The sequence below is a fragment of the Pyxidicoccus trucidator genome, assembly GCF_010894435.1.
Taxonomy (GTDB): domain Bacteria; phylum Myxococcota; class Myxococcia; order Myxococcales; family Myxococcaceae; genus Myxococcus; species Myxococcus trucidator.
Genome location: NZ_JAAIXZ010000011.1, coordinates 25,639 through 40,022, shown reverse-complemented (window position 1 = coordinate 40,022; position 14,384 = coordinate 25,639). Strand labels below are relative to the sequence as shown.

General features: G+C 68.6%; 8 protein-coding genes and 1 pseudogene. 4 read left to right on the top strand and 5 right to left on the bottom strand.

Going from position 1 to position 14,384, the window contains the following annotated elements:
* Positions 1 to 36: 36 nt before the first annotated feature.
* The 3 genes from G4D85_RS28195 (at position 37) to G4D85_RS49725 (ending at position 7,645) form a co-directional block, all read left to right on the top strand.
* Positions 37 to 936, top strand: a complete 900-nt coding sequence (locus tag G4D85_RS28195; protein WP_164017118.1) for a macrolide 2'-phosphotransferase — start codon at positions 37 to 39, stop codon at positions 934 to 936.
* A 123-nt stretch (positions 937 to 1,059) separates the two neighbouring features.
* Positions 1,060 to 4,008, top strand: coding sequence for a beta strand repeat-containing protein (locus tag G4D85_RS28190; RefSeq protein ID WP_164017117.1), 2,949 nt, complete (start codon positions 1,060 to 1,062; stop codon positions 4,006 to 4,008).
* Positions 4,009 to 4,021: 13 nt separating this feature from the next.
* Positions 4,022 to 7,645: a di-heme oxidoredictase family protein gene (locus G4D85_RS49725; protein WP_164017116.1), complete on the top strand. Its 3,624-nt coding sequence runs from the start codon at positions 4,022 to 4,024 to the stop codon at positions 7,643 to 7,645.
* Positions 7,646 to 7,752: 107 nt separating this feature from the next.
* Here the strand turns inward: G4D85_RS49725 and sitI6 are convergent, their stop codons facing one another.
* From sitI6 to G4D85_RS28165, 5 genes and pseudogenes are all read right to left on the bottom strand, one after another.
* Positions 7,753 to 8,472 carry a SitI6 family double-CXXCG motif immunity protein gene (sitI6, locus tag G4D85_RS28180; RefSeq protein WP_164017115.1) on the bottom strand — a complete coding sequence of 240 codons (720 nt, stop codon included), beginning with the start codon at positions 8,470 to 8,472 and terminating at the stop codon, positions 7,753 to 7,755.
* 47 nt (positions 8,473 to 8,519) lie between these two features.
* Positions 8,520 to 8,612, bottom strand: a pseudogene (locus G4D85_RS51010) (SitA6 family polymorphic toxin lipoprotein); the annotation flags it as partial.
* A 755-nt stretch (positions 8,613 to 9,367) separates the two neighbouring features.
* Positions 9,368 to 9,826 (bottom strand): SMI1/KNR4 family protein, encoded by a 459-nt coding sequence (locus G4D85_RS28175; protein WP_240359541.1) that lies wholly within the window; start codon positions 9,824 to 9,826, stop codon positions 9,368 to 9,370.
* A gap of 905 nt (positions 9,827 to 10,731) precedes the next feature.
* The gene (locus G4D85_RS28170; RefSeq protein WP_164017113.1) at positions 10,732 to 11,262 is read right to left on the bottom strand and encodes a hypothetical protein; all 531 of its coding nucleotides are present in this window, start codon (positions 11,260 to 11,262) and stop codon (positions 10,732 to 10,734) included.
* Between the two features lie 720 nt (positions 11,263 to 11,982).
* On the bottom strand, positions 11,983 to 12,618 hold the full coding sequence (locus G4D85_RS28165; protein WP_164017112.1) for a ClpP family protease: 636 nt from the start codon (positions 12,616 to 12,618) through the stop codon (positions 11,983 to 11,985).
* A 160-nt stretch (positions 12,619 to 12,778) separates the two neighbouring features.
* Between G4D85_RS28165 and G4D85_RS28160 the strand changes: the two genes are divergently transcribed.
* The gene (locus G4D85_RS28160; RefSeq protein ID WP_164017111.1) at positions 12,779 to 14,206 is read left to right on the top strand and encodes a serine/threonine protein kinase; all 1,428 of its coding nucleotides are present in this window, start codon (positions 12,779 to 12,781) and stop codon (positions 14,204 to 14,206) included.
* Positions 14,207 to 14,384 lie beyond the last annotated feature (178 nt).

The following is a 14,384-nucleotide window of genomic DNA, read 5'->3' as shown; positions in this document are numbered from 1 at the left end:
AATGATGCAGAACTTCCGCCGAGCTGCCCGCGCGCCATGCCCCTCCCTACAGATGATGCCCGGCAGATTCTCGAACGTGCCGCCTCGCACGGACTGGAGCTCAAGCCCGAGTCGCTGTCGGTCAACGAGGCGGGGCTCGACTATCGCGTCGTGATGGCTCGCGACTCAGGCGGCGTTGAGTGGGTCCTCCGGATTCCCCGGCGCGACGACGTCTCCGCGAAGCTTGGTGAGGAGCGAGCGATTCTGGACTTCGTCGGTCCGCGCCTCGGAGTCCCCGTCCCTCAGTGGCAGGTCGCCGACCGGAGTCTCATCGCCTACCGGGCCCTGCCCGGCAGACCCGGGCTGACCCTCGACCCGGCCTCTGGCGAACCCGTGTGGCACTTCGACCGCGAATCACGCGTCTACGCCAGGGAGTTCGGCCACCTGCTCAGCCGGCTGCACGGAATCAGCATCGAGGAGGCCGGGCGCGCCGGCCTGAAGGTCGAGACACCCGACCAGGTTCGCGCCGGCTGGGCCGCCGAGATCGCCCAGGTCCGGAAGGAGTTCGACGTTGCCGAAGCGCTCATCCGGCGCTGGGAGAGCTGGCTGGGTGAGGACTCCTACTGGCCCCGGCACGTCACGCTGACGCATGGTGAGCTGTACCCCGCACACGTCCTGCTGGCCCCCGACGACACCATCACCGGTGTGCTCGACTGGACCACCGCCAAGGTCGGTGACCCTGCACGCGACTTCGTGTTTCAGCGGATGCTCGGCGTGGACGCCGTGTTCGAGGCCACCGTCGACGCCTACGTGAAGGCCGGCGGGCAGGTCTGGGACAGGCTGGGCGATCACTGCATGGAGCTGCTCGCGGCCGGGCCCATTGCCTACGCCCTCTATGCGCTGACCACGGGCCAGCCGGCGCACCGGGAGGCCGCGGCGGCGCAGTTGAAGCCCTGACGGCCCCTGTAGGCCTGCTGGCCGAGGGGACGACGCACCGCGCCTTTACATCGTTGAGTCAAAGATAGTTTGTTCGGACGGCGAACAAAGTGTTCGGCCGAGGGAACAACATTGCTCCGACCCGTGCGCGGTATCTGCGGCTTCATCCTCATCTTCCTGGCAATCGGCTGCGGGTCTTCCGTCTCCAGTAGTCTCGCGATCTCGCCATCGACGGCGACCGTCGGCACCGGGCAGACGCAAGTGCTCAATGTCGAGCGCACGTTCAGCGACGGGTCGAAACAAGCCGTCGACACCGCCACGTGGACCACGTCGGCCGCGGGCATCGCGACGGTGAGTGAGACCGGCGTGGTCACCGGTGTCTCCGCCGGCAGAGCGATCATCACAGCGGCCGTCGGCGACCTGACGGCCACCGCGACCGTTACGGTCACAGCGCCGACGCCGGTGCCGGTGCTGGTCTCGATCTCGGCCACGCCGGCCACCGTCGCCCTCACGGTTGGCGACGCGCAGCCGCTCGCGGTGACGGGCAGCTACGACGACGACACGAGCGTGACGCTCACCTCGAGCGCGGCCTTCGCCTCGTCGGCTCCCGACGTGGCGACCGTCAGCGCCGCGGGCGTCATCACCGCCGTTGCCGCTGGCGACGCCACCATCACAGTGACTGCGTCGGGGAAGACCGCCACCGTCTCGGTCACCGTGGTGCCGGTGGCGCCGACGCTGGTCTCTATCTCGGTCACGCCCAACCCGGTGCCGCTGACGCCCGGGGCCACCGCGCAGCTCCTCGTCACCGGCACGTACAGCTCGGGCCCCACGCGGAATCTGACCTCGAGCGCGACATTCACCACGCTAGCGCCCGCCACCGCCACGGTCAGCGCGGCTGGCCTCGTCACCGCCGTGGCGAGCGGCAGCACCACCATCACCGCCAGCGTGACTCCCGAGGGGGCAACCGCGGTCGCAGGCTCTACCGTCGTCAACGTCACCCCGGACCCGGCGGGCGTGGTCTTCTACGCCGGAGCGTACGGCGCAGGGGTGCAGCTCACGCCCTTCGGCGACTCGACCAACGACGTCAGCGTGGACACCGCCACCACCCTCAACGACACCGGTCACGCGTCGCTCAAGATTGTCTTCCCGGAGAGCGGCTACACCGGGGGCGCCTTCGTCGACACCCGCGCTCCGCGCGACCTCACCTCGTTCGATGCGGTGACCTTCTGGGCCAAGGCGAGCGAGCCGCTGACCTTCGAGAAGGTGGGCTTCGGCAACAACGCGGTGGGCCCGAACCTCTACGATGTCGAGCAGAACGGCTTCGCGCTCACCACCACCTGGCAGAAGTTCATCGTGCCCATTCCGCTGGCGTCGAAGCTGACCGCCCTCGACGGCCTCTTCCACTTCGCCGACGGCACCAACCACAGCCCCACCGGCACCTCGACCACCCTCTGGCTCGCCGACATCCAGTACGAGCGGCTCGGCAGCAGCGTGCTCGGCGAGCCGACGCCGGCCTGGCTCAACACCGCGGCTCAGCTCTCGAGCGGCGCCAGCTACACGGTGCAGAGGAGCGACCTGAAGATCGACTACACCATCAACTCCCAGCCGATCACCCTGCGCGCCCCCAGCCCCGGCTACTTCACGTTCGCCTCGGACCACGCGGGCGCCGTGGTGGGCGAAGGCGGCCTCATCACCGGCACCAACGCCGGCACCTCACCGCTGGTCGCCAACATCACCGCTTCGCTGGGCACGGTCTCGACGGCCAATCAGCTCGCCCTCACGGTGACGGCGGGCGCCCTCGCCACGCCGACCACCCTGCCGCCCGTCCCCGCGCGCCCGGCCGGTGCCGAGGTGATCTCGGTCTACAGCTCGGTGCCGGGTGGCTACAACGGGACCGCCTCGGATCGCAGCGCCAACGTCGACACGTGGCGCGCCTGCTGGAGCGCGGCGACCGGCGGCGACGTGCTCCCCATCACCGTGGGGAGCCAGACCGCCAACCCGCGCCAGTACGTGATGACCCCCGCTGCGAACTACGTCGGCATCGAGCTGCTCGGAAAGACGGGCGCGACCCAGCCGGGAAGCTGCAACGGCACCATCACCGGAAGCAACGAGCTCGACATCAGCGCAATGACCCACTTGCACGTCGACGTGTGGACGCCTGACAACGTCAGCAACCTGCAGTTCAAGCTCGTCGACGCGGGGCCGAACGGCCAGATGAACGGCGGTGAGATGAGCGGCATCGCCACGCTGACCCCGAACTCGACGCCGCCGCTCGCGACCGGGCAGTGGCTCTCGTACGACCTCTCGTTCGCCACCGACTTCCCTGGCAACAACTTCGGCAGCTCGGGCGCCAACCTGAAGCATTTCGGCCAGCTGGTAATCGTGGCGCCGAACGGTGGCACCGTCTACGTCGACAACATCTACTTCTTCAACAACGCGGGCGGCGGCGGGGGCGACGTCCCCACCTCGCCGCCGGCCGCGCCGACCGCCCCGCCCGAGAGCGTGATCTCGTTGTACAGCGCGGCGTACACGGGAGGCGTCGCGGGTGGCGACTACAGCGGGCGGGTGGGCTCGTACAGCGCGAGCTGCTTCGGCCCGCCCGGCACCACCGTCGCCGACTACACCATCGCCGGCACCTCGCACGTGGTGAAGAAGTACACCGTGCCCTCCCACAGCTTCGCCATCATCGAGCTGATCGGAGCGACGGGCGGCACGCCGTCGCCGCCCGACTCGGTGATTTGCCACGGCGGCACCCAGACCGGCGCCAACCTCATCGACGCCACCACGATGACCACGCTGCACTTCGATGTGTGGTCGCCCGACGGCTCGCCCAACTTCCAGGTTCACCTGGTCAACGCTGACGGTACCAGCACCATCGCCGGACCCGGCGCGGCGAGCGGAGCCAGCGCCGGCAACAACTTCGCTTCAGGCGCCAACACCGTCGGCGCGGGCACGTGGGTCTCGTTTGATGTCCCGCTCTCGGCGCTCGGTCCGCCCGGAGCTCCCGGCGGGCTCAACCGGCTGGGGCTGCTCAAGTTCTTCACCACCGCCCCGGGCACTTTCTACATCGACAATGTGTACTTCCGTCAGTAGCGCAGGGGCTCACATGCACTCGACACTCTTCCGATTCAGCCTCGTCCTGTGTGTGGTCCTGGCGTGCGAGCCGGCCGAGCTGCGGCCGCCGCCAGTGACGACAGTGGCGGCAGTGGCGCCAGTTGTCGACAGCGCGCTCACCCAGGCGGGTACCGCGGGCGTGACGTTGCGCTATCAGATCACCGCTACCCACTCTCCGACGGCCTACGGCGCGAGCAACCTGCCGGCCGGGCTGAATGTGAATCCGACGAGCGGGCTGATCTCGGGCGCGCCGGCCGGGGCGGGCACCACCAGCGCGACGATCAGCGCCACCAACGCCGCCGGCACCGACTCGAAGACGCTGGTCTTCACCATCGCTGAAGCCGGGGCCCGGCCGTCCATCACCAGCCCGCTCACCCAGAGCGGAACGGTGGGCACGTCGTTGAGCTACTTCATCACCGCGAGCAACGCTCCCAGCAGCTACGCCGCGACCGGCCTGCCGCCCGGCCTCGGCGTCAACCCGGCTTCGGGAGCGATCTCGGGCACGCCCACCGCCGCCGGCACCACCAGCGTGGTCATCAGCGCCACCAACGCCGCTGGCACCGACTCGAAGACGCTGGTCTTCACCATCGCTGAAGCCAAGGCTCCTCCCTCGATCTCCAGCGCGCTCACCCAGAGCGGAACGGTGGGTATGGCGCTGAGCTATTCCATCACCGCGAGCAACGCTCCCAGCAGCTACGCCGCGAGCGGTCTGCCGCCCGGCCTCAGCGTCAACCCTGCCTCGGGAGAGATCTCGGGCACGCCCACCGCCGCTGGCACCAGCAACGTGGTCATCAGCGCCACCAACGCCGCCGGCACCGACTCGAAGACGCTGGTCTTCACCATCAACCCGCTGGGAACCAACCTCGCTATCGGCAAGGTGTATTCGGCGTCCAACGCCCAGAACGCCACCAACACGCCCAACAAGGCGTGCGACGGAAACGTCGGCACTCGCTGGGAGAGCACCCCCACCGATCCCGGCTGGCTCTGGGTCGATCTGCTCCAGAGCTACACAATCTCCACCGTCGTCCTGCGCTGGGAGACGGCCTACGGAAGGGACTACAAGATCCAGCTCTCGAACGACCTGAACTCGTGGACCGACGTGGCCACGGTCACCGGAGGCAGCGGGGGAGTCGCCACGCACGCCGTCTCGGGCACCGGCCGCTACGTGCGCATGTTTGGCACCGCACGCGGCACCTCGGGTGGCTACTCGTTGTGGGAGCTTGAAGTCTATGGAAGTACAGGGCCGAGCACCCCGGCGGTGCCTTCAGGCCTGGTCGCGACCGCAGACAGCGAGAGCCAGCTCACCGTCTCGTGGAGCGCGGTGCAGGGCGCGACCGGGTATGACTTGCAGCGTGACGGAGTGACTGTCACCGGCGTGACCTCGCCCCACGCGCACTCCGGCCTGGCGGCTGGCTCCACCCACACCTACGCGGTGCGCGCCACCAACGCCGCTGGCGCCAGCGCCTTCAGCTCGACCGTGACGGCGACGACGCACGCCGCGCCTACCGTGCCGGCGGTGCCGTCAGGGCTGGTCGCGACCGCCGGCAGCGAGAGCCAGATCACCGTCTCTTGGAGCGCGGTGCCGGGAGCGACCGGGTACGACCTGCAGCGTGACGGAGTGACTGTCACCAGCGTGACCTCGCCCCACGCGCATTCCGGCCTGGCGGCCAGCTCTGCCCACACCTACGCGGTGCGCGCCACCAACGCCGCCGGGACCAGCGCCTTCAGCGCGACCGTGACGGCGACGACCCTGGCCGAGGGCAGCGGGCCGGTGCCGCTGTTCGACGCCACCACCGTGCTCGAGCCGGCGATGGTCGAGGACACGCCGACCGCCTTGATCACCCGGTTCGGCGACCGGGCGCGCGACCGCCACGCCCGCGAAGCGGAGTTCCACATCTACGACCACTACCTCACGTTCTACTGGGAGCAGCGCACCGCGAAGATCGAGATCGTCGACAAGGTCGCGAAGGGTGGAACTGAAATCGAGTTCAACATCAACCCCGAATGGCCGCTCGAGGCGCCGGAGTTCCGGGCCATCTTCCGCGGCATCACCACCAAGGCCGAGTACTTCTTGAATCTGAGCGCGACCCGGCTCGACCCGCTGCACTACCGCGCCACCATCAGCCACAACCCCAAGGAGAACCGGCTGCTGCGGGTTGGGGATCGCGTCGAGATCGAAGTCAGCCAGTTTCTCCAGGCTCCGACCAACGGTCGCGCGAACTACTACGGCACCACGGTGCTGTACGTCGTTGGCTCGGGCGGCCTCGTGCCCTGGTACGGCCAGGGGCCGGTGCTGTCGTCGGGCGCACAAGACTCGTTTCCCCTGCCGCAGTCGGCGTGGATGGGCGGCCGCGCCACGCTGCCGTACCAGTACTCCAATGAGCCCAAGCATCGGTTCAAGCAGATAGCAGGGCACATGTCGGAGAACAGCGTGCAGCCGTTCATGCTCGGTCGCCGCCTGCACCACACCGACTTCGGCGACGGCGCGCACGACGAGAGCGGTAACCCGGTCTTCACCGCGCAGGCCGGCAAGCTCGGCCCTGCCTTCGTCGCGCGAAGCTGCGTGGCCTGTCACGCAAACAACGGCCGGGCGCTCCCTCCCGCCGTCGGTGCTCCGATGCTCGAGTCCGTCGTTCGGGTCGGCGGTGACGCGACCGGGGCCTCGCACCCGAACCTCGGCCGCTACCTGCAGCCACAGGTCACCTCGGGCATGGCCGAGGGCGGTGCGTACATCAGCAGCTACACCACCACGAGCGGCACCTACGGCGACGGCACTCCCTATTCCCTGCGGAAGCCGAGCTACACGTTCACCGGCGTGGTGCCCTCGTTCTACTCGGTGCGGCTGGCGCCGCAGCTGGTCGGGCTCGGGTTGCTCGAGGCGGTGCGCGAAGACGCGGTGGCCGCGCTCGCCGACCCCAACGACGCGAACGGCGACGGCATCTCTGGCCGCATGCAGTTGGTGATCGACCCGCAGACCGGCGCCCAGCGCCTCGGTCGGCTCGGCTACAAGGCGGGGCAGGCGAGCGTGACCCATCAGCTCGCGAGCGCGCTGGTCAACGACATGGGAGTCACGACGTCGATCTTCCCGAACGTCGACCGTGGCTCGTCACAGTCGGCTCCGGGGCCGAGCACCGAGCTGTCCGACGCCGACCTGGCCCTGCTGTACCGCTACATCGCGACGCTCGGTGTCGCCGCGCGCCGGGACCTCACCGACCCGGAGGCCTTGCGGGGCGAGACGCTGTTCACCTCGGCGGGCTGCGCGAAGTGCCACGCACCGACGATGACCACGAGCCCCTATCACCCGCTCGCCGAGCTGCGGGGGCAGACCATCCACCCGTACACCGACCTGCTGCTGCACGACCTGGGTCCCGGCCTGGCCGACAACCTGAACGAGTGGACCGCGTCGGGAGCCGAGTGGCGCACGCCACCGCTGTGGAGCATCGGGCTCTCCGCTGGTGTGAGCGGAGGCGAGGCCTATCTGCACGATGGCCGCGCCCGCAACTTGAGCGAGGCCATCCTCTGGCATGGCGGCGAGGCCGAGGGCTCGAAGGAGGCGTTCCGCACCATGTCCAGCACGGAGCGTGCGGCGCTGCTCAAGTTCCTTCAGTCGCTCTGAAGGCTGCGGCGAGCGGGTGGCGGTGCCCGGTGTGGATGCCGAGCACCGCTGCCACCACGGAGAGCAGCTTCGCTCCGGCGGTGGTGAGCCCGGCTCTTCAGCGCCGTTCAGCGCGCGGGTAGTTCGCGGAAGGTGATGCCGTCCAGTTCCAGGCGGCGCACCGCCTCCATGAAGCGCTCGGTGCCGATGACCATCGTGGCGAAGTTGCCCACCCGGAACAGGTCCAGGTCCGTGGGCAGGGACGACGCGTCCAGGATGGGCTCGTCGGGCCTCGACACTGCGAACCGGCCACAGGTGGCGCAGGGCGGGGGCACGTCCGGGGGGATGCAGTCCGGGTGCAGCCGGCCGCGAGGCTCGACCTGGAGTTCCAGCAACTCGGGCGGGCTCTTCTGCCGGAACCTCAGTGCTGACGGGCAAGCCAGCAGCCCTTGCACGCCCTCTTCCTGGAGATGTTCCAGCGCCTCCCGCCTCACCAAAGGCATTGCGCTGTACAAAGAGATGGCGGCGAACTCCCCAATGGCTCGGCCCACCAACGGCCCGAATCCCGTGCCGGGTGGCAGCTCGGTATTCGGGGGTGCCAGGGGGCGAACCAGTTCGCGCAGGCGCGCGAACTCAGAGAAGGGTTCAGGTCTGGCCTTCTCGAACTCACGGTGCTCTGGCAGTTGCGACAGGTCAACGCACGGGTACTTGTGGCCAGACCCACTCCAAGTGACGCCGCACGTGTGGCACCTGGCGCCGGGCAGCTTCCACTTGTTCGACCCGTCGAAATACCCGCCGTACTTGTCCGCAACCGGCGTGTTCTCTCGCATCCAGAAGTATCGGGTCATCCGTCCTCACGTTCCGGGGCGGGAATAGTAGGGCTGAATGGGTCCGCCCATGAGTGCTGCGGGGAAGCGCGAGGAGCCATGGAGCAGCCCAGCAACGACGCGGCCAGCAGCGAAAGCCACAAAACGTGAAGAGTTCGCATAGCTGGCGAAACCTGGCATCCCGGCGGCGCCTGCCATGAGTGCCACTGGGGCTCCATGGCGGCCGGGCCCAGCACCGTCGAGCCCCAGGGCGAGTCACCCCTGAGGCGCAGGCTCCGTCCTCGGGCCCAGGACGCGGTCCAGCTCCACCTGAAGCTCCGCGCGATTCCGGGGTGGCGCGCGCCTCTGCCGTGCGTCCCACGCGCCGATGGCGCCGACGGCGGACTCATCAAGTGTTGGTGAGTTCGTGACGCCGCCAACGTTGGGCTCGATAATGCTTCTCAGGTATCTGCCGAAGACTCTCTCACTGTTTATGGGTCTCTCTCTCCTCCGTGAAAAACGGCAGCGTCAGGGTCACCCTCGCCGTGCCTCAATGTCCCGCCAAGCGGGTGATGATGCGCAGGCGCCCGTCACTGACCACCCACACCCGCCCTGCCGTGTCGCGAGCAGCGGAGCCGCCGCGCAGTACCACGCGGGCGTCGGCCTCCTCGCGTGTGCCAAGGGCCACCAGCGCCTCGGGCGCGTCCGCGGAGCCCACCAGGCCATAGGCCGGGGCCTCGGACCCATCCGCAGGCGACGTGAAGTCGGAGGCGGGCTGCTGGGGCGGCGGACTCGCGGAACCCGTCCGCTGTCCCGGGCCAAATTCCCGCGCTTCCTCGTGAACGCCAACAATGAGCGCCCGCCCTTGGATAGCAACCGCTCGGAAGGTGCGCTGAGAAGAGCGGCGACGAGAGGGCGCCAGCTCCGCGCTGGTGCTCTACTCGCGCAACCAGAAGAACTGGTTCCCGCTACTGAGCGCCCGCTCCAGGAACTCACCAAGAGACGCCGCAATCTGCCGGACTTCGCGAGGGTACGTCTCATGGTAGGCGTCGAGGAGCGGGTATGGGCGCCCTGGCCGGGAGGTGTCGACGAGGACAAAGTCGGAGTCCTGGCAGTCCACTAACGGGAACCACGAGGAGGTAGGCGGGGCCCCCTTGTCCCTGAAGCGGACGCGCTCCGTCTTCCGCCGGATGTCCGCGAGCGAGAGGAAGCTGTAGTTCGCCTCGGGCAAGGGCCGGAACAGCTCGGCGCCGTTGCAATGCAGATAGAAGGCGCGCAGCTGCGCGTCGAGCTGCCAGCCCGCCTGCGACTCGAACGCGGCAATCTGCTCCAGAGTGGCTGGCGGGCGAGGGAAGTGCGTGCGGGAGATTTCGGCCAGCATCTGTTCCAGCGTCATGGCTAGTCGACGTAAGGCTTGTCCGGCCCCACCGCGCTCCATTGGGTACCTCGCGTGTAACACGCGGGGTAGGCGAGATTGATGACGTCATGCACTGCAGGTGGCACGGGCAGAACGTTGCGGGGAGTCGTCGGGTCCCCACCGTGCAACAAGTCGAAGATGTGGTGCCCGGGCCAGTTGTTGCCGCCCGTCTGCGGCCACGCTCCGAATTCGCGGCCCCACTGATTCCGGAAGCCTTCTCGCGCGTTGTTCCACGTGCGGCGCCGAGACGGGAGGTCGCTGACGGTAGGGTAGTCACAGCAGCAGTGAGTGAGCGCCAGGTATCCGCCTGCCTCCGCAGGCATGAACATGAAGCGTCCCTGCCAGTCGCCCTTGATGTCAGCGAGCCAGATGCAGCCCAGGAGTGCGTGTCCCGCCGAAGCACAGCGTCGTTGGCACTGGCCCATGTACTGAGCATTGCACTGCCAGGGCCCGTAGTAGATGACTGTCCTGACGGTGCCACCACCGGGTCCTGGCATGGGTGGCCCCACCCATTTCGCGGCGGCGGGCTTCCCGCTGCTGCTCACCGTGGCAGAGCCACATCCTGCGCAACCCACCACCAGCGCCATCAGAAACCAGCATGTCAGCCTCGACATGCGCAATTTGATAGCACGGTAAATCGTGAAATCCAAAGCCACCCTGGCCCGCTCGACTCCATGAATAGGCCCTACGGGGGCTGCTGCCCACGAAGCAGAGTGGACTCCCCGTTGGGCATAGCGAATACCTCCAGTACGGCGGCTCGGCACCGTGCCGTACGTGTCAAGGACCGGGGCATGGGCAGGGGGCAGATGTCCTCCAGTGCGATGTTCCCGCTGTACGGAAGAACATGGTGCCAGAGGCGGGACTCATGTCACCGACGACTACGTCTACCTCGGCGTCCTCAGTGGCAGGCCGCCTCCGGGCCCGCCGTGCGCGGTCAGTAGCGCGCCTGGACGAGCAGGTTGAAGCCCAGGCCGTCCTGCGTCGGGTTTCTCGAAGAGCCCCGCGGGGCTCAGGACGCGCACCCCGAGCCCCGGAGTCAGGCCGTGGGACGGCAGGTGGTAGTCCGCCCCCAGGCTCAACCCCAGCTCGGGGCGCCGCCGCGTGCCGCGGAAGAACTCCGTCCAGAGGTCCGCGTCCTCCTGCACCACCGCTCCCGCGCTCCGCACGAGCCCCAGCCCATGCAGCCGCAGCCGGTTCCAGCGGAGGCGGGCATCCAGGGCCACCCTGTTGGTGCGAATGCTCCGAGGGCGCATCAGCGGGAAGCCGGACTCCGTGACTCCGAGGTCCTCGACGCCGTGGAGGAGGGTATGGGTGGCCTCGAGCGAGACGGAGTGGGAGAGGCCCTCGGAGTAGCGCTCGGGCTGGAAGACCTCCTCGAAGAGCGCGGGCGACGTGCCATACAGCCCGAAGTCCACGTTCGTCCCGATGGGCCCACCCCGTTCGTGGACGAGCCGCGCGGACGCCCCCTGCGTATACGGTTGGTACGACCCGGGTGGAGGCGTTGGGCGCTCCTCGGCCCCGGGAGCGAAACCCCGGCACCCACCATGGGGGAGAGCAGGTTCGTCAGGGCATGCGTCTTCAGTGCCGCGAAGGCGTGCCAGCGTTCCTGTTGGACCTGGAGCTGAAGCCCGTGGGTCCGCTTCCGCTCGAGCATGAAGTAGGGCTCGCGTTGAATGGACTCCCAGCGGCCGTGGAAGTTGCCGCCCCAGGTGGCGGGATAGGCCCAGCCCAGGCGCAGCCGGGAGCTGTCCAGCGGGTACACCGTGAGGGAAATGCCCTCACCCGGTGCCCAGCGCTCCGGCCGGAAGCGCACGAAGAGGGAGCTGCCGTTGTCCAGCACGCTGGGGGAGGAGCCTTCCCAGCGGGTCCGGTCCGCGGACGTCCCCGCGTTGACGGAGAGATTCGCTCCGAGCAGCCAGCCACTGTCCGCGTCCCCGCTCGAGCGCACCGTGGCCCCCAGGTTGAGCCAGGGGGTGAAGTCCCAGGTCGGGTCCAGGCTTTGCTGGGAGGTGAAGAGGGAGACCCGCGCTCGGACCTGGGGCTCCTCCGCCCGGGCCGCCATGCCCATGAGCCCACAGCCCAGCAGAACGAGTCCTGCTCCCCATTGCCTCGTTGAATGACGGCTCATGTGTGTCCTACTTCGGTGGCGTGCTGACGACTTCGTCGATGAGTCCATACTCCACGGCGGCGCGAGCGTCGAAGTCGCGTCCGGACTCCAGGTCTCGCGACACCTGCTGGGGAGGCTGGCCGGTGTGCTCGGCCAGGAGCTCGGTGAGGCGCAGCTGCAGCCGCTGAATCTCCTGCCGGCGGATGGTGGGGGAGGTGCCCTCTTCGCCAGAGGCTCCAGCGGAGAAGGGGACCAGGGACATCTTCCCCTCGGGCAGCGAGAACCGCCGGCCCCGGGTGCCACAGGCCAGCAACAGCGCGGCGATGCCCGAGCAGGTGCGCATGCACACGGTGGTCACCGGGAGCTGGAGGTACCCAATCGTGTCGTGGATGGCCAGCGCCGCGGTGACCGAGCCGCCGGGGGTGTTGAGGTAGAGGGTGATGCCCGCGCGAGGGTCTTCGCTCTGCAGGAAGAGCAGCATGGCGACGACCTGGTTGGCGACCTCGTCGTTGATGGGCGTGCCGAGCAGGATGATGCGGTCGCGCAGGAGCCGCTCCTCGAGGTCCTTGCCGCGCCTGCCTTCCGGAGCCCGGACGGGCTCCGGCCGCCGAGGTCCTTCCGTACTGCCGCCCCACAGACGGCGCCACCAACCGAGCAATCCCATGCCCCGGCGTCATAGCAGTCCTGCGGGCTTCGGCGCCGGTGGCCCCGAGGCGGTGTCAAAGGAGTGGAACCGACTCCAGAGGACACGCTGACAGTTGCGGATGCAGCGAGTAGGCTCGCAGCGCTTGCAGCGAACCTCCTCCCGCCTCGTGGGGCACGTCATGGACTCCGGCCCACTGTATCCAGCACACCTGCCTCCGGGGACTCGGGTGGGGCCCTGGCGAGTCCTGGAGCGGCGCGGCTGGGGCACGTACGGCGCCGTCTACCGGGCTCTCGGTGTGGAGGACATGCGCGGTCCCGTGGCGCTCAAGGTGGCCCTGCACCCCGGAGATGGACGCTTCGCGCGAGAGGTGGAGCTGCTCTCGCGCCTGCGTCACCCGAGCGTCCCGCGCCTGGTGGACCATGGGCTCTGGCAGCAGCCTGGGGGCCTTGCCTACCCCTACATTGCGATGGAGTGGGTCGAAGGCGCGTCCCTCTATGACTGGGCGCAGGTGCAGTGCCCCACCTCGCGCCAGGTGCTCCGTGTTCTGGCCAGCCTCGCGCGGGCGCTGGAGGCCACGCATGCCGCGGGGGGCGTGCACCGAGACGTGAAGGGGGACAACGTGCTGGTGCGGGCTGCGGACGGCCAGGTCTTCCTGACGGACTTCGGCTCCGGAAGCTACGTGGGCGCAGAGAGGCTCACGTCGCCGCCATTTCCTCCTGGGACGCGGCCCTACCGCTCACCGGAGGCGTGGCTCTCGGTGCGGCTGCCCTTCCAGCCGACGGCCACGGCCTATGCGCCCGGAGCGGCCGATGACGTCTTCGCGCTGGGGATGACCGCGTACCGGCTGGTGACGGACGACTACCCGCCGACTCCAGCGCTGCTGAACGAGGTGACGCACCTCTGGGGCCCGGAGGGGACGGGCCCCGTGCCTCCCCATGGCGTCAATGCCCGCTGCTGCGTGGAGTTGAGCAGGCTGGTGTCACGGATGCTCTGCGTGCGCCCCGAAGCGCGTGGCGGTGCTGGCGAACTGGCGGAGGCGCTGGAGCAGGCCGCGCGGAGCGCAGGGCCAGAGTCGGATGTGCCGCTCTTCACCCGGAAGGAACTCCCTGTCGAGGAGGCACGGAGTGTCCCTCCACGGGAAAGAGGGCCTGCTCCGTGGTCCCGGCTGATGGCAGCCGCCAGCCTGGGAGCCGCCGTGGCGCTTGGCGCCGCGTGGATGCTGAGCGCGCAGCCTCAAGAGAAGACCGAACAGGCCCAGGCATCCGCCACCGAAGAGGCGAAGGATGGCGGCGCCGTCGCCGTCGGCGAAGCCGCACTGACGGCGCCGGTGCCTCTCACCCGGGCTCCATCTGCCTTGTCTGTCATCGCCGTGGAGCTACCGCCCAAACCGCTCCGATGGCAGCTACGGCCCGATGCGTCTGGGCGGTGTGCCCACCGGGCCCATGTTTCTATCAATGGCGGGTGTTGGGTGAAGGTGGACATCAGCCTGAGGGACTGTCTCGAGCCCTATTACGAGCACAAAGGCGCTTGCTACGGCCCCGCCTACCCACCTCCACGTCCCGCCACTTCGGGGCCCACGGAGCGCCCTGGCGACGAAGCTCCATAGCGGTGCTCACCCAGCCTCGCCTCCGAGACAGTGTCTACAGTGTCAAAGGATTCGAATCGAGAGTTGAGCTGCTGGCCTCAAGTCCGAACGAGACCCGGTCTACTGCAGGAGCTTCCCGCGCCCTGAATCAGTACACACATTGGCGGGTAGTGGTTTTCCACTAGCAAGCCATCCACTC

Excerpts from the sequence above, each read along its gene's own strand:
- G4D85_RS28195 (WP_164017118.1), top strand. The coding sequence starts at position 37 with ATGCCCCTCCCTACAGATGATGCCCGGCAGATTCTCGAACGTGCCGCC.
- G4D85_RS49725 (WP_164017116.1), top strand. The coding sequence starts at position 4,022 with ATGCACTCGACACTCTTCCGATTCAGCCTCGTCCTGTGTGTGGTCCTG.
- sitI6 (WP_164017115.1), bottom strand. The coding sequence starts at position 8,472 with ATGACCCGATACTTCTGGATGCGAGAGAACACGCCGGTTGCGGACAAG.
- G4D85_RS28175 (WP_240359541.1), bottom strand. The coding sequence starts at position 9,826 with ATGACGCTGGAACAGATGCTGGCCGAAATCTCCCGCACGCACTTCCCT.
- G4D85_RS28165 (WP_164017112.1), bottom strand. The coding sequence starts at position 12,618 with ATGGGATTGCTCGGTTGGTGGCGCCGTCTGTGGGGCGGCAGTACGGAA.
- G4D85_RS28160 (WP_164017111.1), top strand. The coding sequence starts at position 12,779 with ATGGACTCCGGCCCACTGTATCCAGCACACCTGCCTCCGGGGACTCGG.